Source organism: Lacinutrix himadriensis, assembly GCF_001418105.1.
Lineage (GTDB): Bacteria > Bacteroidota > Bacteroidia > Flavobacteriales > Flavobacteriaceae > Oceanihabitans > Oceanihabitans himadriense.
This window is the reverse complement of the sequence record NZ_LIQI01000022.1, coordinates 717281-740146: the sequence shown is the minus strand read 5'-3', so window position 1 is coordinate 740146 and position 22866 is coordinate 717281. Positions and strand designations below refer to the sequence as shown.

Here is a 22866-nt window from a genome sequence, read left to right as displayed (position 1 = left end):
TAAGAAAGAATCTCTCATGCTAGATGCTATTTTAAAAGCAATCCCTTTTGGTATTATATTATCGTTCACAATAGGACCTGTTTTTTTTGTGCTATTAGAAACTAGTGCAACAAAAGGTTTTAAGAGTGCACTAATTTTTGATTTCGGAGTAATATTAGCAGATATCTTATTTATTATTGTTGCTTTTTATAGTACCAGTATGTTATTAGAAAAAATGAAAGACGATCCTAGTTTTCTCATTTTTGGAGGCGTTTTACTAACCGCTTATGGATTAATTTCTTTTATAAAAACCTCAAAATCTTTTCGTGAAATTGTTAGAGAATATCATAAAGTAGAATTTAAAAAAGACTATGGAAAACTCTTTATTAAAGGTTTTTTATTAAACTTTATTAATATTGGTGTTTTACTTGGATGGCTTGGTTTTATTGTAATAGGTAGCTCTTTAACAGAAAGTACAGAAGAACTTCATATCTTTTTAGGAACCATTTTATTGGTTTACTTTTTGGTAGATTTATTAAAAATTGTTGCAGCAAAAACACTTAAAAATAAGTTGACTCCAAGACGCATTTTTAAAACTAAAAAAATTGTTGCTCTTTTTATTTTAGGCTTTGGTATTTTACTTTTAGTACAAGGTTTTTTCCCTAAAGAAAAAGAATTGATTAAAGATAAATTAGAACAAATTAGCCCATTATAAGACTCTTTTATCTTTTGAAGAGGTAGCTTATAAAAATTGCTATTTTTACATTAAATTAAAATGACTTTCAAATGAAAAAAGAATTCTTAATTGTTTTTATTCTTGTGTTTTTTAGCTCTTGCTCTTCAAGTAATGAAGAAGGGGAAACCCAATCTTCATCTTGTTCTAAAATACTAAGTTTAACAGCATTTGATGTAGGAAATACTACTGCAAATTTGTTTTGGACCGCCAATGACAATTCTTCTACTTTTGAAGTAGAATATGGTATTGAAGGTTTTTCATTAGGTAATGGTACCACAATAAATGCTACTGCAACCTCTTTATTTATAGATGGTTTGGTTAAATCTACCGATTATTCCTATTACGTTAGAGCGTTTTGTGAAGATACTAATTCGAACAGCGAATGGTCTGATGTATATAGTTTTAAAACAAAAGAAGAGAACCCTTTTTGTAATGATCCGTTATTAATGCAAGTCAAAAGAAAACCTTGGTTGCATCCTACAGAAACACATAACACGATTCATGTGGAATGGTCTGGTGGGAGTGTGGATGGATTAGAAGTGCAATATGGACCTGCAAATTTCAGCTTAGACCAGGGAACCATAGTTACTGTACAAAATACAAGCAGTATAGGAAGTGGATCAGCACCAATTTCTGGATTAGAATCAGACACAGCATACCACTTTTATATTAGAAATATTTGCTCTAATGCTGGTTACAGTGGTTGGTTAGGTCCAGAATGGATTTACACAGAAGAAACACCGTTTAATGTACATTGTAAGGATCCTACTGATTTTGATATAGGGCCAGGAACAGGAAATGGATGGGCAACTTTTAATTGGAGTGATAATTCGGAATCTAGTTGGGACATTCATATTATTCCTGAAGGTAGTCCGATTAATCTAGACGCCACAAATACATTTAACGTTACAGATAATACTTTTGGATTATATTTTACCAACCAAAATGGTTATGTCCATGGTCAAGGCTATGATTTTTATATTAGAGCCAATTGTGGTGTTGATGGAAATAGTGATTGGTACGGACCAACAACCTTTACAGCGGGATTTTAAGGAAGAAAAGCTACAGACTAGAGTAATGCAACAGAGGACTCCTTTGGCTAATAATAGACCCTTAATATGGAGGTTATAAATTATTATCTGCTGTACTCTTGGAAGATTTTATTGTTTACGTAACCATATTCTAATTTCTTTTCGCAAAGAAACTTCAGGTTTTGGTAACGGAATTGTTTGTCCGAATTGTTTACTTCTATTAAATTTTGAAAACGTACTCTTATGTTTTTTCCATACTTCTGGATACAATTCTAAGAACTTGCTAAAAAAGGTTTGTTCATTAATTTTACCTTCTATTTTAGAAAGTACTTCTTTAAATTTTTGCTCTTGGTCTATTATCATTTTGTTGGTATTCGGTAGTAAAGATAACTAGTATTCGTTTTAAATAGTAGTGTTGGTAGCGTTTTTTTGGTGATAATTTTTGTAAGTAGGCTAGTACTAGCTATTAATTATAAACGGTGTTGTAGATAGTATTAATTTTCGCGATTATTTTTAATTCATTATCTATTTAAATAAACCCAACCAGATATAGGTTTAGAGTTATTTTTAAATTCTACTATATAAAAATATGTGCTAGTTGGTAATTTGTTTCCAGAATTAGACTGTCCATGCCATTCATTTGTATAATTGTTCTTTTGGTATACACTAGTCCCCCATCTGTTGAAAATTTCTAGTTTTTTTATACCTAATAACGATAAATCAAAAAAATCATTCTTTCCATTATCGTTTGGTGATATACCTTGTGGTATTGAACAAAAAACTTGCTCAATTAATAAAGAGTCAGTTTTTGTGCAATTATTGTTTGTGGTTACACTTACGCTTATGTTTAAAGGTAATTCTTCAATTTCTGAAGTGAAATTTAAATATGAGCTTAGGCTAATCATATAATCACTTTCAATAATATTAGAATTGTTTAGCTGCCAAATAAAACTTGAATCTTGAATACTAAAGGAATTATTTATAGGTACAACTTCTAAAATAAAATCATTTTGATCACAATATTGTTCAATTGTAAAATCAAAATCAGAAAAATAATCTAACATTCCTGAAGCATTATTGCTAGAACAATTAGTATCAACATTAGTTACTATAACAGAATAGATACCATCTATATCGGTTGAAAAAGAACTGACATTACCAGGATTAGGCAAACCAGTTGGTACAGTCCATTGAAATGTATAATTTCCTGGTGTAGATAAAGAAGCTGCAATAGTTGCAGAAGAACCTTCGCAAATCGATTCGCTATTTACAGAAACAATAGGAATAGGATTAACAGAAACGGCTCCAGAGGCGTTTGCATTACAATTAGTATCAACATTAGTTACTATAACAGAATAGATACCATCTATATCGGTTGAAAAAGAACTGACATTACCAGGATTAGGCAAACCAGTTGGTACAGTCCATTGAAATGTATAATTTCCTGGTGTAGATAAAGAAGCCGCAATAGTTGCAGAAGAACCTTCGCAAATCGTTTCGCTATTTACAGAAACATTACAATTAGGTACGTTGATATTACAATTTTGACAAAAAGAGTTAATAAGACCAGATGTGCCAGAGCTTTCTGTTTTTAAAATAACCCAAGTGTCTCCATCTTGACTTGAACTAGCTACAAAAGAAAAACTATTTGTTTCCCAAACAAAGCCAACAGGCATCAAAGTACCAACTAAAGTAGCACTGCTTAATGTAGCTGATGAGTTTGTATAAAAAGAAGGCTCAAAAACACCGTTACTGCCAAAACCATGGCTAATATACGTAATATCAAATGTGTATGTAGTTCCCTCCACAAGCGGACCGTCCAGCCTTAGCCCAACAGATTCACCACCAGCTGTCCAAGTAGTTCCATTACCTAGAAAAATAGCTCTACATGATATCTGATTTGATGGTGGAGGAATTGTAATATTGGTGGCTGGATATCCACCAATCCAATTATTTCCATCCCATTCAATCACATCTGAGCTAAAAATATTAGCTAAATCTGAACTTGAATTAAAATCACCAGAAGCTACAGATGTTACTGTATTAAAACAGTCGTCAACTATATTTTGAGAATATAATGTGTTATTAAAAATTAAAAATAGTAATACGATAATTTGATTAGTATGTTTCTTCATTTTAGGCTAAATATTATCTACAACGTGTTATATAGTAATTTTTATTAATCTTAACCCTTAAATAGAACAGGTTATAATACCTTTTTTAGTAAGGTTATCCCGTAAATATAATTCTTTTAAAGCAGTCTGCAAACAGCTCCTTTTTTCTAACTGCTGTAATAAATTTTCCTAAAAATTAAGAATAAAAAAACCTCTTGGTTACGTTTCATATTTATCGAGGTGCTATCATTAAGGTTTCGAACCGCTGTACCATCTTACTATAAATTTTCCTAAAATTTAAAACAAAAAAAACTCTAATTTACGTTCCAGGTTTCTTGAGGTGTTATAATCAAAGATTCGAACCGCTGTATCCTCTTACTATAAATTTTCCTAAAATTTAAAACAAAAAAAAAGAGCTACTAAAAATTAGTAACTCTTTTGAGGTGTCGAGCGGATTCGAACCGCTGTAGATGGTGTTGCAGACCACTGCCTAGCCGCTCGGCCACGACACCCTTTAATTCCTATTAAAATAGGAATCTCATTATTTCTAACGAGAAGGCAAATATAAAAATAATTCCCTTTTAACGCTAGTTAGTTTTACTTTTTTCTTTTTTCGGTAATTTCAATGGTTACCATTTCCACATCTCCACCAATAGGAGGGTTTATTTTACTTACTGCAACCGTCGCAATAGTAACTAATCTAGATTCCTTTAACACACGTCTTAAGATACGTTTTGCAACGCTTTCTAATAAGTGCGAAGGTATCGCCATTTCTTCACGAACTACTTTATTTAAAAACACATAATCTACAGTGTCTTTTAAATCATCTGTACTTGCGCTTTTTTGTAAATCGGCTTTCACTTTGATATCTACACGATAATCACTTCCAATTTTTGTCTCTTCGGTTAAGCAACCATGATTTGCAAATACACGAATGTTTTCTACTTTAATTATTCCCATGGCGCAAAAGTAGTGTAACCAAAGTCAGTTCTACTAAAATTAGTAAAGAATTTTATATAAAAAACTAGTTTGTAAATAAATCAAAAATATTGCTCAACGCACTGGTTTTTGCTTTGTAAAACTCTGTATACGTGCAGTTATTACAAGTTACTGAGGTATATTTTTGTGATTGTACATCAAATATTTTAGACAAAGTGCCGCCAGTTGCTCGCATTTGTCCGGTAGTATAGCTGTTATTATTACATTTTGGGCATTGATAGTTTCTGTGTTCCATAATTTTTAGAGGTTTTATATATAAGTCTTAATCCTTCAAAAAAGTTACAAAATTTATACGCTTGTGCAAATATGTAGTTACTATAAATTTGTCTAGTTTTGTATTTCAGTTTAGAAAGTAATATAATTATGTCTGAAGAAACTAAAGCGCTCCATTTTATTGAGCATATTGTAGAGGAAGATTTACAAAACGGAATGTCTAAAGAAGATTTACGTTTTCGTTTTCCACCAGAACCAAATGGCTATTTGCACATTGGTCATACCAAAGCTATTGGTATTAGTTTTGGTTTGGGAGAAAGATATAACGCTCCCGTAAATTTAAGGTTTGATGATACCAATCCTGCAAAAGAAGAACAAGAATATGTAGATGCTATTAAGCGTGATATTTCTTGGTTAGGGTATACTTGGGCCAATGAATTGTATTCGTCAGATTACTTTCAACAACTATACGATTGGGCAGTGCAGCTAATAAAAGACGAAAAAGCCTATGTAGACTCGCAAACTAGCGAAGCTATGGCAGCACAAAAAGGAACGCCAACACAAGTAGGTACTAATAGTCCGTATAGAGATAGAAGTGTAGCAGAAAATCTAGATTTATTTCAACGTATGAAAGATGGTGAATTTCCAAATGGAGCTCACATTCTTCGTGCAAAAATAGACATGGAAGATCCAAATATGTTGATGCGTGATCCAATCATGTATCGCGTTATGCATGCACATCACCACAGAACAGGAAACGATTGGTGTATTTATCCAATGTACGACTGGACGCATGGGGAAAGTGATTATATAGAACAGGTTTCGCATTCCTTATGTTCTTTAGAATTTAAACCACACCGTAAATTATACGATTGGTTTAAAGAACAAGTATATCCGTTAAGTGCTGAGCAATATCCTTTAATTCCGAAACAAAGAGAATTTGCACGCCTAAATTTAAGTTATACCATTATGAGTAAGCGTAAGCTGCTTAAATTGGTAGAAGAAAATGTGGTTTCTGGTTGGAACGATCCAAGAATGCCAACTATTTCTGGTTTACGAAGAAGAGGATATACACCAAATTCTATTCGTAAGTTTATAGAAAAAGTAGGAGTTGCAAAACGTGAGAATGTAATTGATGTTTCGCTTTTAGAATTTTGCATTCGTGAAGATTTAAATAAAACAGCACCAAGAGTTATGGCTGTTTTAGATCCTATAAAAGTGGTAATCACTAATTATCCAGCGGATAAAGAAGAATGGTTTGAAGCAGAAAATAATCCGGAAGATGCTGCCGCAGGAAGTCGAAAAGTACCTTTTTCAAACGAAATTTATATTGAAAAAGACGACTTTAAAGAAGAAGCTAGCGATAAGTTTTTCCGATTAAAACTAGGAGGAGAGGTTAGACTGAAAAACGCATATATCATCAAAGCGGAAGAAGTTGTAAAAGATGCAAATGGAAACATTACCGAAATACATGCTACTTATACCGAAGATACTACCAAAAAAGTAAAAGGAACCTTACATTGGGTTTCTGTAAAACATGCGGTACAAGCCGAAGTTAGAGAATACGATAGATTGTTTATAGACGAAGCTCCAGATAGCCATGAAGGCAAAGATTTTATGGAGTTTATTAATCCGAATTCTTTAAAAATAATTGAAGCTTTCGTAGAACCAAGTTTGGCCGAAGCGAAAATAGGAGCGCAGTTTCAGTTTCAACGTTTGGGTTATTTTAATGTGGATGATGATGCTTCAGAAGGGAAATTAGTATTTAATAAAACGGTTGGTTTAAGAGATTCTTGGGCAAAAGCAAAGCCGAAAGCAAATACCAATCCAAACCAACAAAAACCACAACAACAAAACCAACGAAAAGCAATTAGTGTGATCCAACAATTTGGAAAAAAATACACCAATCTTCCGGAAGAAAAACAAGCGAAAGTTAGAGCAGAAATACTAGAACTCGCTAAAGAAGTTTCTTATGAAGAATTAGAACCTCTTTTTGGAACCGCAGTTAAAAAAGCAGGTACTAGAATAGGAGCGATGCTAACTTTAAGTGTTTTATTAGAAAATGGTTTAGAGAAAAATGAAGCGATAAACGACTTTATTGAAAAAGCTTTAGAAGATAAAAATGAATTGTTAGTTGCAGAAGCAGCAAAGCTTTAATAAACAAGTACATATAAAAAAGACCTTGGTTACATAATCAAGGTTTTTTTGTACATTGAAAAGAACTAACTAAAACTATTAAAAATGGAACAACTTATTAACCCTTGGTCAATCCCAGTAGCAGCAGTAGCAGCTTTATTAATTGGAGCAATTTGGTACAACCCAAAAGTCTTTGGTAATGCTTGGATGCGTGAATCTGGTATGACAGAAGAAAAAATGAAAGGAGGCAATATGCTTAAAATCTTTGGTTTATCTTTAATTTTTGCTGCAATGTTGGCTGGATTATTAATGAATTATACAAACCATCAATGGGGAGCAATGGGAATGATAGGAGGAAACCCAGAAGAAGCTTTACCATCTTTTGAAGCTTTTATGGCCGACTACGGAAACGCTTTTAGAACCTTTAAACATGGCGCATTACACGGAACCATGTTTGGTATTCTTGGCGCATTACCAATATTAGGAACTATCGCTTTATTTGAGCGTAAAAGTGCTAAGTATATTTTTATAAACGCAGGGTATTGGATTGTTACGCTAGGCGTAATGGGAGCATTAATTTGTGGATTATAATTTTGTAATGATTTAACAGATTTAAAGACTGAAAATAAGAACTTTCAGTCTTTTTTATTTTATTTATTTGATACACTTTAAACTTTTTAATACTATTGAAGACCTTCCAGAATCCTGGAACCGCCTACCAACACAAGATATTTTCCTAAAAACCCCTTTTCTAAAAGCATTAGAACAATCTTCACCAAACAACATTACCTCGTATTATTTAGCAATTTTTAAAGCCGAAAAACTAATAGGAATCGCCATTTTGCAGCGTATAGAAATGTATGCAGAAGATATTTTTAGAAAGACATCTACCAATTTCTTTAAGGTAATGGTTAAAAAAACCATTGCTAAAATTGTTAGAGGAAATGGAATAATTGTCGGAAACGTAATGCATACCGGACAACACGGTTTGTTTTTTTTAAAGGAAGAAATTTCACAAGAAGATTACCTGAATCAGATAAGTGAAGCTATTAAAGAATTACGAAAAACGATAAAAAAGCAATTCCGAAAAAAGATAAGAATCATCGCTTTTAAAGATTATTTTGAAACCGATAACATTCATGAAAACCATGCTTTTTTCAAAAAAGAAAATCTATATAAAGTACAAGTACAACCCAATATGTTATTTGCTATTCCGAAAGAATGGCATACCAAAGAAGATTACATTGCTGCATTTACTAAAAAATATAGAGATCGTTTTAAGAGGGCAAGAAAAAAAGGAGCTTCTCTAGAACTAAGAGAATTAGATTTAGAAGACATAAATAAACACGCTAGCAGACTTTTTGAACTGTATGGGTGTGTATCAGATAATGCAGGAGTAAACTCTTTTAAACTAGCTAATAATCATTTTTACAGTTTGAAGGAACATTTAAAAGAAGACTTTAAAATCTTCGGCTATTTTTTAAATAACGAACTCGTTGGTTTTTATTCTTTGATACTAAATAACAAGAAGTTGGAAACCTATTTTTTAGGATATCATCCAGAGCTGCAACACGAACATCAAATGTATTTAAACATGTTATATAACATGGCTAATTTTGGTATAGAAAATAACTTTGAAACCATTGTTTTTGCTAGAACAGCAATGGAAATTAAAAGTTCTATTGGTGCAAAACCACACAACATGTATTTGTATTTAAAACATACCAATAATATTATTGCTAACACGGTTTTAAAGCTAATTGTGAAGTATATGAATCCCATTAGAGAATGGCAAGAACGACATCCTTTTAAATAAAAGCCTTAACCAATATTTAACGATTAACACTTTGATTATTAGTTATATATCATTAACTTTTGTAAGAATTTAAGTGATATGAAAAAAACACAAAAAATATTAGTCAAAATTTCAAATCTTTTGCTAGATATAAAAGCAAATCATAATGAATTGTATGTACTTTTAGATGAAAACCCTATAACCATCCCAACTGTAAAACAGCCTAAGGTAGATGCTAATTCACTCGAAGATTATTTAATTAGCCTAAAGGAGATTCTAAAAAGATATAACAAAAATCATAAAAAAAACCTCAAGCTAACTTGAGGTTTTTTATTAAAAGTAAAAGATTTTAATTTACTTGTTTTTCTTATTAAGCTTTGCTTCTTTCATCGCTTCACCTATTTGGTTACTTGCAGCAAAACTAGCAACCATATCGTTTAGCATATTACTTCCTGCTTGTGGCGAATTTGGTAATAAAATTAAATTACTATTTGTTTCGCTACCAATAGCTTGTAAGGTATCATAATGTTGGGTTACAACAATTAAAGCAGATGCTTCCTGACTGTTAATACCTACTTTATTAAGCACTTCTACAGATTCTTCTAAACCTCTAGCAATTTCACGACGTTGGTCTGCAATACCTTGTCCTTGTAAACGCTTACTTTCTGCTTCCGCTTTTGCTTTTTCAACAATTAATATACGTTGTGCATCTCCTTCATATTGTGCAGCAGTTTTTTCTCTATCTGCAGCATTAATTCGGTTCATGGCTATTTTTACTTGTGGATCTGGATCAATATCCGTTACTAAGGTTCTAATAATATCGAAACCATAATCTATCATAGCATCATTTAATTCTGCTTTTACAGCTAATGCAATATTATCTTTTTTAACAAAAACGTCGTCTAACTTCATTTTTGGTACTTCTGCACGCACCACATCAAACACATAACTTGTTATTTGATCATGCGGATAATCTAATTTATAAAAAGCATCATACACTTTTTCAGTAACTACTTTATATTGGACAGACACTTTTAATTTAACAAAAACATCATCTAAAGTTTTGGTTTCAATAATGACATCTAATTGCTGAATCTTTAAACTTAAACGACCTGCAATTTTATCTATTAACGGAATTTTCATGTGTAATCCAGACGGACTTATTTTATGAAATTTACCGAATCGTTCAATAATTGCGGATGTTTGTTGTTTTACTACAAAGAAGGCGGAAATCAAAATGATTAGTCCGAAAAAAAGAATTGGTATAAAAAGAAAGTTTCCCATAATTTGTTTTTTTGATGGTTAAAATAATATGACTTTAAAATTAAACTATATTTGTTCAAACTACACCAAAGAATTATGAAATTTAAACAATACATCTTATTAGTAGCACTTTCTATAGGTTTTGTTACAATTAATTTTGCGCAACATAGAACAGTGCCAATAAAAAACGGAGTAGGAATTCTAGGAGGACTGACGCAGTTTGATATTATGACCGATAATTTTGATACCAAAGCTGGTAATGGATGGATTGCTGGAGGATCTGCAACAGTAGAGCTTCCGCATAAATGGTACAACATGAGTTATAGCATTCAACTTTCTGAAAACGTAGTTGGTATCGCTGCACGTCCTATACCTTTAATAACTTCGGAAGAATATATTGATTATAAACTTTTTACAGCACAAATTTCTTTACAAGCACATATTAAAATTGTGGAGAGTTTTTTAACGCTAGATGTTGGACCCATGTTACAATACAATAGCGAATTGGAGCTGAAAGATGATAAATACGAAAATTATTTTATAAGTAATTATACCAATCTTCAAGCAAAAGATATTAGTGATATTTCTAAATTTAACGTGGATGGCGCTATTGGTTTATCTGCCGGAATTAGCCATTTTAGATTGAAAGCGCAATATATTTATGGCTTTACCAATATGTTAGGAAAGCTAAATAAAAACGATTTAGATACGCTAGGAAACAGTGAAAGTAAGTTTAAAGGAAATCAATCTATGCTTGCCTTTACACTTATGATTACCTTATAAAATTACATTATTGTTATTCTGAATTTGTTTCAGAATCTTAAAATAAAAAAGCGAGCCGTTAAGCTCGCTTTTTTTGTTTTATATGTAAGTCAATAGTTAAATTGTAGTTGCTAAATTTTCTATTCTTTCTACCGTTTGGTTTTTACCAATCATATACATAATATCAAAAACATCTGGTCCTTGTAATGCACCAACCAATGCTAAACGCAAAGGCATCATTACTTTACCAAAACCAATTTCTTTATTGGTAATCCATGTTTTAATAGTAGTAGTTAGGTTTTCAACTTCAAAGTCTTCCACAGTATTTATTAACATAGAAAGTTCACTCATTAATTCACGAGTATCTTCTTTCATTGCTTTTTTGTACGCTTTTTCATCGTAGGTTTTCGGACTAACAAAAAAGAAAGCACTTAAATCCCAAAAGTCATTTACAAAAGTTGCTCGTTCTTTTATTAAACCAACAACCATAGCAATATAATTAACATCGATATCAGACCTTTCGACTGCGCTCAAGGAGACATTGTCATCTACTATTGGTTTAAATATTTCTGCTAAGTCATCGTTGTTTTGCTCTTGCATATAATGGTGATTAAACCATTTTATTTTGTCTGGATCAAAACGTGCTCCAGATTTATTTACGCGATCTAAATCGAAAGCAGTAACCAGTTCATCTAGGTTAAAAATCTCTTGTTCTGTTCCTGGATTCCATCCTAAAAAGGCAAGAAAGTTCACCATAGCATCTGCAAAATAACCATCTTCTTTATATCCTCTAGAAATTTCACCTTCTGGAGATTTCCATTCTAATGGAAACACTGGAAATCCTAATTTATCACCATCACGCTTGCTTAATTTTCCTTTTCCTGTTGGTTTTAAAATAAGCGGTAAATGTGCAAATTCTGGAGATTCCCATCCAAAAGCTTTGTATAATTGGTAGTGTAATGCTAAACTTGGTAACCATTCTTCTCCACGAATAACATGTGTGATTTCCATTAAATGGTCGTCTACAATATTCGCTAAATGATAGGTTGGCATACCATCACTTTTAAACAAAACCTTATCGTCTAATACGTTGGTGTCAATGGTTACATTTCCTCTAATAATATCGGTAAGATGTAAGGTTTCGTTTTGTGGGGATTTAAAACGAATTACATAATCCTCTCCAGCAGCTAACTTGGTTTGTGTTTCTTCCGCGCTAAGCGATAAAGAATTACTTAGTTGCAAACGGTTATGCCAATTATAGATAAAGGTTTCCTTATTTGCTTCGTGTTCTTTTCTAGCAGCATCTAAAGATTCCGCAGTATCAAAAGCATAATATGCATTGCCAGAAGCTATTAACTGTTCTGCATATTGTTTGTATAAATGCTTACGTTCACTTTGTCTGTATGGTCCAAATTTTTCATTCTTTCCTGGTCCTTCATCAAAAGGAATATTACACCAGTTTAAGGCGTCTACTATATATTTTTCAGCACCTTCTACATAACGGTTCTGGTCGGTATCTTCAATACGTAACACAAAAGTTCCGTTGTGTTTTTTAGCAAATAAATAGTTGAATAAAGCAGTACGTACTCCTCCTATATGTAAAGGTCCTGTCGGACTTGGTGCAAAACGCACTCTAACGTTTTTGGTCATTGTGAATATAAAAATCAATTAAAACTATAATCCTGAAGTTATTTCAGGAACTGAAGTGCAAAGATATAAGGATATGAATTAAGAATTAAATTAATTAAATTAAACTTTAATAGAATCTCCAAAATCCAGCTCTATTAAGGTGTTTAGAAGAATTTTATTGTCAATAATTGTTTCATTTTTAAACTCATTATTTTCAAACGTTAGAACTTTACCAATGACAGTGGATTTAACAAAGTTATCTTTCGTTGAATCAACGATATATACTCTTTTTAAAAATAGATTTTCATCTGCGAAATCTGAATTAAAAGCAACGTTAATTGAGCTTAAATCTCCGGCAATGCTTGGATAAATGATTATATCAGTTTTTTCTTTACTATCATATAAAGATTTATGAGCTATATAAGATGAGAAAACATGATTGTTCTTAAGGCAAAAAGAATTAATAAAATAATTCCTTAAATTGATAATTACATTACTATGTTTTCCAAACTTGTTTTCTGCAAAAGTTTTAAATGATTTGCTGCTATGTTCCGCAAAAGATCTAATTTCATTTTTAGAATTAGATTCATTTACTAATTTAAGAATACTCATGTTTCTTTTGCTTTTCAATTCCCAAACGGAAAGAGCTAATAATCTTTTTTGATCATACTTTCTTTGGTTTAAAACAAATTCTAAAACAGCGGTACGTGGGTGAATACTTGAATAGAAAACGGGCTGTCCAACAATATTGGCTCTTTGATTTGAAACAAATTCCTTTGGAGGGTAAGAGTATTCTTTAAAATTCCTATAGTCATTAATTTCATCTAGAGGTCTTACTCTATAATAATGACCTTTATTCATTTCTTTGGGTTCAAATATTTCATTAGAAATAGGAAAAAAGGGAAACATGTCAAAATAAGCTTTATCAATTTCGTTAAATTTGATTAAATCTATATTTCTGAATAGTTTTTTCCACTTTATGGATTTTAGTTTTTCGAGTGATTTTTCTAAATTGGTATTCATTATTTTATAATCATTTTACGTGGAATACGTTTATTCATAATCTTAAACCAAAGCGGAGGAAACAAAGATATAAGCATAGATGTTGGATAACCATAAGGCATTTGCGGACTTTCTTCATGGCAATCTAATACTTGATATTTTTTATTCGATTTGTAATGATGATCGCTATGTCTAGTTAATTCATATAATACAATTCTTCCTATAACATGATTAGAATTCCAGGAATGCATTTGTTTTACGCGTTCATAACGACCAGATTTTGTTTTTAAACGAAGCAAGCCATAATGCTCAATGTAATTCACTGTTTCTAGTAGAATAAAACCTACAATTCCGGATGCTAAAGCAAATACGAAACCGATGGTTCCAAAAAACTGATACACCAAAACTAAATATGTAATTTGAATAATGGTATACCAAAACATATCGTTTTTTAAGGAAAAGAACGACTTGTTGTTATTCCTTAATAGTTCTTTTTGAATCTTCCAAGACTTGAAATATTGTCTAATCGTTGAAGTAAACCAAAACGAATACACACTTTGGTTATATTTTGCTGTTGCTGGATCTTCTGGAGTTGCAGCATGTAAATGATGACCGAAATTATGCTCCATATAAAAGTGCATGTATAAAGAAGGAAGGAGTAAGGCTTTACCAAGAAAACGTTCGGTGGTATTTTGTCTGTGACCAAGTTCGTGTGCTACGTTTATTCCATTGATTGCTAAAACAATACCTAAAGAAAGAATCAAACCAACGAATTCAAAAGTTTCTAAATTTTTGGTAGCCACCGTTTTTAAAATTAAAAAAAGCAATCCAAAAACAATAGGAAGGTTTAAGTACAGCAACCAGTCGAACAATTTGTTTTTTAGTTTGTTCTCCACAGCTTCACTTTCTAGGTTTTTTTCATCCATTGGAAAAATCATTTCGATAATAGGTATGAAAACAAATGCATAAATAGGAACCAAAAAAGTATATATTCCTTTAAAATATAAGCTTATAAAAGCCATTAACGGAATGGTAAAAGCGAATAAATATTTAAGGTCTTTCATTAACTTAACTTTAAAAACACCTGTAAATTAACAGAATGTTACCAAATTTAGGCATTTATAGTTTAAATTATTATTGTAGTTTAGTAAGTTAAACAAAGATGCATTGAGCAATTTTAAAAACATACAAGTAAAACTTGAAGCGTTTATTAGAAAATACTACACTAATGAACTTATAAAAGGAACCATACTATTTTTTAGTATTGGCTTACTTTATTTCTTACTAACCTTACTTATTGAACATTTTTTATGGCTAAGTTCTATAGGTAGAACGGTTTTGTTTTGGCTTTTTGTTGTAGTGGAAGGTGTTTTGTTTGCCAAGTTTATTGCGCTTCCATTAGCCAAGCTATTAAAGCTTCAAAAAGGGATTGATTATGAAGATGCATCGAAAATAATTGGTACCCATTTTCCGGAAGTAAATGACAAGTTACTTAATGTGCTTCAGTTAAAACAAACTACAGATCAATCGGAATTACTTCTAGCAAGCATCGAGCAGAAATCGGAAACATTACAACCCATTCCGTTTAAACTTGCGGTGAATTTTAAAAAAAACACCAAGTATTTAAAGTATGCTGCAATTCCTGTTTTAATATTACTTCTGGCTTCGGTTTCCGGACATTTAGATTGGTTTAGCGATAGTTATAAAAGGGTAGTAGATTATAAAACAGCGTATGAACCACCAGCGCCTTTTCAATTTTTTGTGGTTAATGAAAACTTACAAGCAACAGAAAACAAAGACTTTAAACTATTAGTAAAAACAGCAGGAGAGGTACAGCCAGAAAATGTACAAATCACCTATAATAACGAAACCTATTTTTTACAGCAAAAAGCAGTTGGAAGTTTTGAATACGTTTTACCAAAGCCAAAGGAGAATATTACTTTTCAACTTTCGGCAAATTCCGTAACGTCAAAACCGTATACACTTCAGGTTATTGCTGCGCCAACTTTATTGAGTTTTGATATGATTTTAGATTATCCTAGTCATACCAAAAAACGAGATGAAACCCTTAAAAGTACAGGAAATGCTGTAGTACCACAAGGAACCAATATTACCTGGAAATTAAATACGAAAGCTACAGAGCAAGTGCGTTTGTATGCGAAAGATACTTTGGAGTTTAACACTAGTAAATCTGGTGTTTTTGAAGCTTCTAAACGGGTTTATAATGATTTAAAATACAATCTAACTACAAGTAATGCCAACCTTAAGGATTACGAAAATTTAGCTTTTAACATAGATGTGATTAAAGATGAACATCCAGAGTTAAATATTAAAATGCAAGTGGATAGTTTAGATAATCAGAGTCTTTATTTCTACGGACAAGTAAGTGATGATTACGGATTAAATAAATTGCAGTTAGTGTATTATCCTTCGGAAAAAGATACGGAACAAACCGTGGTTAATATTCCTATTAATAAATCGAATGTAGCAGATTTTTTTAGTGCTTTTCCAAATGATTTAGAGATTACGGAAGGTATTAGTTACGAGTTATATTTTCAGGTTTTTGATAATGACGCGATTCATAAATATAAACGTACCAAAAGTGAAATCTTCTTTTATAGAAAATTAACCAAAGACGAAGAAGAGGAAAAGCAATTGCAAGATCAAAAGGAAACGATTCAAGATTTAAACAAATCTTTAGAAAAATTTGAAGAACGCGAAAAGGAGTTACAAGAACTTTCTAAAACACAAAAAGAAAAAAGGGAATTAAATTTTAACGATAAACGAAAATTAAATAATTTCCTAAAGCGTCAAAAAGATCAAGAAGAAATGATGAAGAGCTTTAATAAAAAGCTGAAGGAGAATTTAGAGGAATTTCAGAAAGAAAAGAGTGATGACCCATTTAAAGACGATTTAAAGAAGCGTTTAGAAGAAAATGAAGAGCAGCTTAAAAAAGATGAGAAACTGCTGGACGAGTTAGAGAAATTGAAAGAAAAAATTGACAAATTAGATAAAGAGGAGTTAAGTGATAAATTAGAAAAGCTTGCAAAGCAAAATAAAAAGCAAGAACGAAGTTTAGAACAATTATTAGAGCTTACAAAAAAATATTACATAGGTAAAAAGTTAGAAGAGTTGCAACAGGAATTAGCGAAACTTGCAGAGAAGCAAGAAAAGCTAATGGAAGAAACTCCGGAAAATAATACCAAAGAAAAACAAGACGAAATTAATAAGGAGTTTGAAGAATTTCAAAAAGAAATGGATGCCTTGGAAAAAGAAAATCAAGAATTAAAACGTCCGGAAGAAATAGATAGAAATAAAAATGAAGAAGAGAATGTAAAAGAAGATCAGCAAGAAGCTTCCGATAAATTAGAAGAAAAAGAACAAAGTCAGGAAGAAGGTCAAAAACAAGATAGTCAGAAAAAGGCACAGCAAAAACAAAAGCAAGCAGCTCAGAAAATGAAACAAATGAGTGAGCAAATGCAAGCGAGTATGTCTGCTTCAGGAGGAGAACAAATGGCAGAAGATGCAGAAATGCTTCGTCAGATTTTAGATAACTTATTGCTTTTTTCTTTCGATCAAGAAAAACTAATGAATCAGTTTGAAAGCATAGAGATTAATCATAATAAATATGCTTCGTATTTGCGTAAACAACATGATTTAAGAGAGCATTTTTCGCATATTGATGATAGTTTGTTTGCGTTATCGCTTCGTCAACCAAAAATTTCAGAAAAAGTAAATAAAGAAATAGTAGATGTTTTCTATAATATTGATAAATCTTTAACGGTATTGTCTGAAAATCAGATAAGTAAAGGGGTTTCTAATCAGCAATACACCATAACTTCTGCTAATAATTTAGCCGACCTTCTAAGTAATTCATTAGATAATATGCAGATGCAGATGAGTGGTCAAGGTCAAGGTGGTAAAGGAAAACCAAAACCTGGAGCTGGAGAAGGTGGAGAAGGCGGACTACCTGATATTATTAAAAGCCAAGAACAACTTGCTAAAGAAATGGAAGGCAAGATGGGTAAAGGGAAAAAAGGAGCAGGAGAAGAAGGTAAAGGTAAAGAAGGAGAAAAAGGTAAAGAAAAAGGAGAAGGTAAATCTGGTGAAAACGGAGAAGGAGAAGGTAAATCTGGAGAAGGTGACGGGGAAGGAGAAGGTGACAGCGAAGAGTTAAATGGTGAGTTATATAAAATATACCAACAGCAACAACAAATAAGACAGGCATTACAAGATAGGTTGGCTAAGGATGGAAAAAGTGGCGTAGGAAGTAATTTGGTGAAACAAATGGAAGAGATTGAAATGGATCTTTTGAATAAAGGTTTTACCAATCAGACGATGGAGAAAATGATGAATTTAAAACATCAATTACTTAAATTAGAACAAGCAACCTTTCAACAAGGCGAAGAAGAAAAGAGAGAATCGGAATCCAATCAAAGACAATTTGAGAATAAAACCAACAACCAAATACCTACTGCAAAACAATATTTTAACACTACAGAAATATTAAATAGACAAAGCTTACCTTTGCAACCAATTTATAAAAAGAAAGTACAAGAATACTTTAAGCAAAGCAATGATTAGTTTTAATTACGAGAACGATTTTAAATTAGACAACGAAGCACAATTAACTACATGGATATCTAGTGTAATTGTTTCTGAAGGTTGTACAGAAGACGAAATAAATTATGTGTTTTGTGATGATGCATATCTACATAAATTAAATGTAGAATTTCTAAATCACGATACATTAACCGATATTTTAAGTTTCGATTACTCTATGGGAAAAACGCTACAAGGTGATATTTTTATTTCTGTGGAAAGAGTAATAGATAATGCTAAAGATTTTGAGGTAACCTTTACGGAAGAATTACAGCGTGTACTGGTACATGGAATTTTACATTATTGTGGTTATAAAGATAAGAGTGAGTCGGAAGCGAAGTTAATGCGTGAAAAGGAAAATTTCTACATAAAACAATTAGTAGAAGATTAGGGGTTTCGATGTATCTTTACAAGTTTTTTAAATTCAAAAAGTAAAAGTGTTCCACGTGGAACAATCCGTTTTTCTTTATCAAGAAAACAAAATAAAACAAGAACATATTTAAAGTTATAATTAGATGTTTAACGAAGTATATGACGTTATCGTTGTTGGAGCTGGTCACGCAGGAAGTGAAGCAGCAGCAGCAGCAGCAAACATGGGAAGCAAAACATTGCTTATTACCATGAACCTACAGAACATTGCGCAGATGTCTTGTAATCCTGCTATGGGAGGAATTGCTAAAGGACAAATTGTTCGAGAAATAGATGCGCTTGGTGGTTATAGTGGTATTATAAGTGATACGTCTGCCATCCAGTTTAAAATGCTGAACAAATCTAAAGGACCTGCAATGTGGAGTCCGAGAGTGCAAAGTGATAGAATGCGTTTTGCAGAAGATTGGCGATTAATGTTAGAAGGAACCAAGAACTTAGATTTCTATCAAGAAATGGTTTCTAGTTTAATTGTAGAAAACCATAAAGTAGTTGGTGTAAAAACTTCGCTTGGTGTAGAAGTAAGAGGAAAATCTGTGGTCTTAACTAATGGGACTTTTTTAAATGGATTAATCCACATTGGAGATAAGAATTTTGGAGGAGGAAGAGCAGGAGAAAGAGCAGCGACTGGAATTACAGAACAGCTTATTACTTTAGGTTTTGAATCGGGAAGAATGAAAACAGGAACACCTCCAAGAGTAGATGGTCGTTCTTTAGATTTTTCTAAAATGGTAGAACAGCCTGGAGATGTAAATCCGGAAAAGTTCTCCTATTTAGATAGTACAAAACCGTTGACAAAACAGCGTTCTTGTCACATGTCTTACACAAGTGAAAAGGTGCATGATTTACTTCGTGAAGGCTTTGATCGTTCGCCAATGTTTAATGGAAGAATTCAAAGTCTCGGACCAAGATATTGTCCGTCGATTGAAGATAAGATAAATCGTTTTGCTGATAAAGATAGGCACCAACTTTTTGTAGAACCAGAAGGATGGAATACGGTTGAATATTATATAAATGGATTCTCTACTTCGTTACCAGAAGATGTTCAATTTAAAGCATTACGTTCTGTAGTTGGTTTTGAAAACGTGAAGTTTTTTAGACCAGGTTATGCTATCGAATATGATTATTTTCCACCAACACAATTAAAGCATACTTTAGAAACTAAGTTAGTTTCAGGTTTGTATTTTGCTGGCCAAATTAATGGAACTACAGGATATGAAGAAGCGGCTTCTCAAGGTTTAATGGCAGGAATAAATGCGAGTTTAAAAGTAAGTGAAAAAGATCCTTTTACCTTACAAAGAGATGAAGCGTATATTGGCGTTTTAATAGATGATTTGATTACAAAAGGTACAGAAGAACCATATAGAATGTTTACTTCTCGTGCAGAATATAGAACGTTATTAAGACAAGATAATGCAGATATTCGTTTAACACCTAAAGGACATGCGTTAGGTTTAGCGAGTGAAAAACGATTGATTAGAATGGAGGAGAAGTTTAGTGCTTCTGATAAATTTGTTCAATTTTTTAAAGATACTAGTGTAACTACTAGTGAAGCAAATCCGGTTTTAGAAGCTAAAGATTCTGCTCCAATTAAGCAGCAAGGAAAGATGCATAAGTTATTTGCTAGACCAAATATTACTATCGATGATATGCGTAAAATGGAATCTGTAGAAGGGTATATTCAGGAGCATAATTTAGATGAAGAGGTTATTCAGCAAGCAGAAATTCAAGTCAAATATGCTGGTTATATAGCGAAGGAAAAATTAAATGCGGACAAGTTAAATAGATTAGAGAATATAAAAATACCTAGTGGTTTTGATTATTCTAAATTGCAATCTATGAGTTTGGAAGCACGTGAAAAATTAAAGAAAATTCAACCCGTAACCATATCTCAGGCATCCAGAATAAGTGGTGTATCTCCAAGTGATATTTCTGTTTTGTTGGTGTATATGGGAAGATAAATTTAAAATGTTCCACGTGGAACATTTTTGTTTTTGGATTAAATTCTGAAGCGAAATACTTTAAAATTAAGCAATGAAATTACAGGTATTAGTAGTTCTATTTATTGTTTTGTTTGTGTCTTGTATTCCTATTAAATCGGTTCAAGATATAAACGGTTATCATATCATAGAAGGAACTAAAAAAGGAGGAGCAGATTTTAAAAATCAAAACGTTTTTAGTTTTCAAATTTACAAACACAAACGTGTTTTTGATAGATATTTGGAAGAGCGTTTTAAAGATACTCCTGGATTTTCTCCATCTAATTTTATTGTAGAAATAGAAGATGTACCATTTACAATTCGTGTTTTAAGTAAGCAAGAAACAAATCAATATTTAGATTTTACGGATTATATTTTTGAAAAGGAAGATCCAGAATTAGTAAAGAAAGGTAAAAAGAAAGAGTTTATTTATATCGTAGTAAATGATGAAAATGGAGAAGACGCTTTAAGTACAAATTCTTTTTATAGATATATTGTTGCAAAATATTTAGACGATATACGAATGCGTTTTAAAGCGTATTGATATATTTGAAAATTAAAATAATCTACACAAACATATTTATTTCTCCATAGGAACTTGTTTCTATATGTATTCCAAATGAAAGAAAATAACACGCCTTTAAAAGTAAAAGATCATTCTGTTTCTGGTGAAGCATTCGAATTAATAGAAAACAAAACGTATGGTTTTTTAGAAACGACTCCGCAGCCAAAAGAAGATAAACTTTCTGAATATTATAAAACCGAAGACTATATTTCGCATACAGATTCTAAAAGGAATGTACTTGAAAAAGTATATCATGTGGTTAGAAGTATTTATTTAAAACGAAAATTAAAACTTATTAATTCATTTTCCGCTACAGAAAAAAACCTTTTAGATATTGGTTGTGGTACAGGAGATTTTTTACAAGTAGCGCAACAAAACAATTGGCAGGTTTCTGGAATAGAACCAAATCCAGAAGCAAGAGATATTGCAAATAGAAAAACGGATAATACTGTTTATACTACAGCGCAATTACAAGAATTTAAAAAGCACAGTTTTGATGTTATTACGCTTTGGCATGTTTTAGAACATTTACCAAACTTAGAAGAACAGGTTTTGGTTTTTAAAAGCTTATTAAAAGTAAACGGCACTTTAATTATTGCGGTACCAAATTATAAAAGTTATGATGCAAACCATTATAAAGACTTTTGGGCTGCTTTAGATGTGCCAAGACATCTTTGGCATTTTAATCAAGAATCTATTTCTAAACTTTTTGCTAAAGAAAACATGAAGGTTGTAAAAACGCTTCCTATGAAATTTGATGCATATTATGTAAGCTTACTTTCTGAAAAATATAAATCTGGATTTATGAATCCGGTGAAAGCTTTTTGGTTCGGATTTCTTTCTAATTTAAAAGGAAAGCGTTCTGGAGAGTATTCTTCCTTAATTTATGTGATTAAAAACAGTTAATTCTTATTTTAAACAGCGTTAATCGTTTTTTGGATTTGAAAACGATAATAAACACCTGATTTTTACAAAAATCGCTTAAATCGTCTTATTTGAAGTTGTTTTTAATAAGTTTTTATTATTGCATTTGTAGTTTGTATAAAAATATTTTATACAAGTAATTTCCTTTCCTTTTTTTACATTTGCGCAGATTTAAAATAAATATCGAAAAATGAAAAAAATAATTTTAGCACTTGTAACCGTTTTAGTTTTTACTTCTTGTGAGCAACAAAAAATTGCTTTTATAGATAATGGAGAATTGATAAATGAATATCAAGGTAAAAAAGACATTGAAGCAAAATATAAAATTAAAGATGAAGCTTTTAAAAAGAATACAGATAGTTTAGCTAGCGGTTTTCAAATAGAAGCAAAAGCTTTTGAACTTGCAGCAGCAAAAATGTCTCAAAGTAAGCAGCAAGAAAAATACCAACAGTTAATGCAAAAGCAACAAGGTTTACAAAGACAAGTGCAAATGCAACAACAAACCATGCAACAAGAATTTCAAGTAGAAATTGATTCTGCTATTGTTAAAGTACAAGAATTTGTAGCAGATTACGGAAAGAATAATGGTTACACCTATATTCTAGGAAAAAATGAAGCAGGAAGTGTAATGTATGGTAGTGAAGCTAACGATATTACGAAAGCAGTAATTGAAGCATTAAATGCTTCATACACAAAATAAGATAACATTAG

Annotated in this window: 21 protein-coding genes and 1 tRNA gene; 13 read left to right on the top strand and 9 right to left on the bottom strand. The window is 31.7% G+C overall.

Features of this window, described 5'->3' with window-relative positions; genetic code table 11:
* Window positions 1-16 precede the first annotated feature (16 nt).
* Window positions 17-694, top strand: a complete 678-nt coding sequence (locus tag AMD28_RS10900) for a LysE family translocator (RefSeq protein WP_055444147.1) — start codon at window positions 17-19, stop codon at window positions 692-694.
* A gap of 71 nt (window positions 695-765) precedes the next feature.
* On the top strand, window positions 766-1767 hold the full coding sequence (locus AMD28_RS10895) for a fibronectin type III domain-containing protein (RefSeq protein WP_055444146.1): 1002 nt from the start codon (window positions 766-768) through the stop codon (window positions 1765-1767).
* 108 nt (window positions 1768-1875) lie between these two features.
* Here AMD28_RS10895 and AMD28_RS10890 read toward each other — a convergent pair whose 3' ends face one another.
* From AMD28_RS10890 to AMD28_RS18390, 5 genes are all read right to left on the bottom strand, one after another.
* A complete protein-coding gene (locus tag AMD28_RS10890; RefSeq protein WP_055444145.1) occupies window positions 1876-2109 on the bottom strand; it encodes a hypothetical protein in 234 nt (77 codons plus the stop codon).
* Window positions 2110-2267: 158 nt separating this feature from the next.
* Window positions 2268-3881: a T9SS type B sorting domain-containing protein gene (locus AMD28_RS10885; protein WP_055444144.1), complete on the bottom strand. Its 1614-nt coding sequence runs from the start codon at window positions 3879-3881 to the stop codon at window positions 2268-2270.
* 420 nt (window positions 3882-4301) lie between these two features.
* Window positions 4302-4372: transfer RNA gene (locus AMD28_RS10880), tRNA-Cys, on the bottom strand.
* Window positions 4373-4457: 85 nt separating this feature from the next.
* A complete protein-coding gene (gene folB, locus AMD28_RS10875; protein WP_055444143.1) occupies window positions 4458-4820 on the bottom strand; it encodes a dihydroneopterin aldolase in 363 nt (120 codons plus the stop codon).
* Between the two features lie 64 nt (window positions 4821-4884).
* Window positions 4885-5094, bottom strand: coding sequence for a zinc ribbon domain-containing protein (locus AMD28_RS18390; protein ID WP_083478283.1), 210 nt, complete (start codon window positions 5092-5094; stop codon window positions 4885-4887).
* 128 nt (window positions 5095-5222) lie between these two features.
* Here AMD28_RS18390 and AMD28_RS10870 point away from each other — a divergent pair, with 128 nt between their 5' ends.
* From AMD28_RS10870 to AMD28_RS10855, 4 genes are all read left to right on the top strand, one after another.
* Window positions 5223-7229, top strand: coding sequence for a glutamine--tRNA ligase/YqeY domain fusion protein (locus tag AMD28_RS10870; protein WP_055444142.1), 2007 nt, complete (start codon window positions 5223-5225; stop codon window positions 7227-7229).
* Window positions 7230-7313: 84 nt separating this feature from the next.
* Complete coding sequence (locus tag AMD28_RS10865; protein WP_055444141.1) at window positions 7314-7799, top strand: DUF1761 domain-containing protein; 486 nt, start codon at window positions 7314-7316, stop codon at window positions 7797-7799.
* Between the two features lie 67 nt (window positions 7800-7866).
* On the top strand, window positions 7867-9024 hold the full coding sequence (locus AMD28_RS10860; protein ID WP_055444140.1) for a GNAT family N-acetyltransferase: 1158 nt from the start codon (window positions 7867-7869) through the stop codon (window positions 9022-9024).
* Window positions 9025-9102: 78 nt separating this feature from the next.
* Window positions 9103-9327: a hypothetical protein gene (locus AMD28_RS10855; RefSeq protein ID WP_055444139.1), complete on the top strand. Its 225-nt coding sequence runs from the start codon at window positions 9103-9105 to the stop codon at window positions 9325-9327.
* Between the two features lie 30 nt (window positions 9328-9357).
* Here the strand turns inward: AMD28_RS10855 and AMD28_RS10850 are convergent, their stop codons facing one another.
* Window positions 9358-10287, bottom strand: a complete 930-nt coding sequence (locus AMD28_RS10850) for an SPFH domain-containing protein (RefSeq protein WP_055444138.1) — start codon at window positions 10285-10287, stop codon at window positions 9358-9360.
* Window positions 10288-10362: 75 nt separating this feature from the next.
* Here AMD28_RS10850 and AMD28_RS10845 point away from each other — a divergent pair, with 75 nt between their 5' ends.
* Window positions 10363-11049 carry a hypothetical protein gene (locus AMD28_RS10845; RefSeq protein ID WP_055444137.1) on the top strand — a complete coding sequence of 229 codons (687 nt, stop codon included), beginning with the start codon at window positions 10363-10365 and terminating at the stop codon, window positions 11047-11049.
* A 96-nt stretch (window positions 11050-11145) separates the two neighbouring features.
* On the opposite strand, the gene gltX is transcribed toward AMD28_RS10845, so the two are convergent.
* From gltX to AMD28_RS10830, 3 genes are all read right to left on the bottom strand, one after another.
* The gene (gene gltX / locus AMD28_RS10840; protein ID WP_055444136.1) at window positions 11146-12678 is read right to left on the bottom strand and encodes a glutamate--tRNA ligase; all 1533 of its coding nucleotides are present in this window, start codon (window positions 12676-12678) and stop codon (window positions 11146-11148) included.
* 99 nt (window positions 12679-12777) lie between these two features.
* The gene (locus tag AMD28_RS10835) at window positions 12778-13680 is read right to left on the bottom strand and encodes an RES domain-containing protein (protein WP_055444135.1); all 903 of its coding nucleotides are present in this window, start codon (window positions 13678-13680) and stop codon (window positions 12778-12780) included.
* A complete protein-coding gene (locus AMD28_RS10830; protein ID WP_055444134.1) occupies window positions 13680-14723 on the bottom strand; it encodes an alkane 1-monooxygenase in 1044 nt (347 codons plus the stop codon). Before AMD28_RS10830 ends, AMD28_RS10835 begins: the two co-directional genes overlap by 1 nt.
* Before the next feature lie 103 nt (window positions 14724-14826).
* Between AMD28_RS10830 and AMD28_RS10825 the strand changes: the two genes are divergently transcribed.
* From AMD28_RS10825 to AMD28_RS10800, 6 genes are all read left to right on the top strand, one after another.
* The gene (locus tag AMD28_RS10825; RefSeq protein WP_055444133.1) at window positions 14827-18243 is read left to right on the top strand and encodes a DUF4175 family protein; all 3417 of its coding nucleotides are present in this window, start codon (window positions 14827-14829) and stop codon (window positions 18241-18243) included.
* Window positions 18236-18652 (top strand): rRNA maturation RNase YbeY, encoded by a 417-nt coding sequence (ybeY, locus tag AMD28_RS10820; RefSeq protein ID WP_055444132.1) that lies wholly within the window; start codon window positions 18236-18238, stop codon window positions 18650-18652. Before AMD28_RS10825 ends, ybeY begins: the two co-directional genes overlap by 8 nt.
* A 124-nt stretch (window positions 18653-18776) precedes the next feature.
* Complete coding sequence (gene mnmG, locus AMD28_RS10815; protein WP_055444131.1) at window positions 18777-20648, top strand: tRNA uridine-5-carboxymethylaminomethyl(34) synthesis enzyme MnmG; 1872 nt, start codon at window positions 18777-18779, stop codon at window positions 20646-20648.
* Window positions 20649-20721: 73 nt separating this feature from the next.
* Window positions 20722-21210 carry a hypothetical protein gene (locus AMD28_RS10810; protein ID WP_055444130.1) on the top strand — a complete coding sequence of 163 codons (489 nt, stop codon included), beginning with the start codon at window positions 20722-20724 and terminating at the stop codon, window positions 21208-21210.
* 75 nt (window positions 21211-21285) lie between these two features.
* A complete protein-coding gene (locus AMD28_RS10805) occupies window positions 21286-22137 on the top strand; it encodes a class I SAM-dependent methyltransferase (protein ID WP_055444129.1) in 852 nt (283 codons plus the stop codon).
* A gap of 208 nt (window positions 22138-22345) precedes the next feature.
* Complete coding sequence (locus AMD28_RS10800) at window positions 22346-22855, top strand: OmpH/Skp family outer membrane protein (protein WP_055444128.1); 510 nt, start codon at window positions 22346-22348, stop codon at window positions 22853-22855.
* Window positions 22856-22866 lie beyond the last annotated feature (11 nt).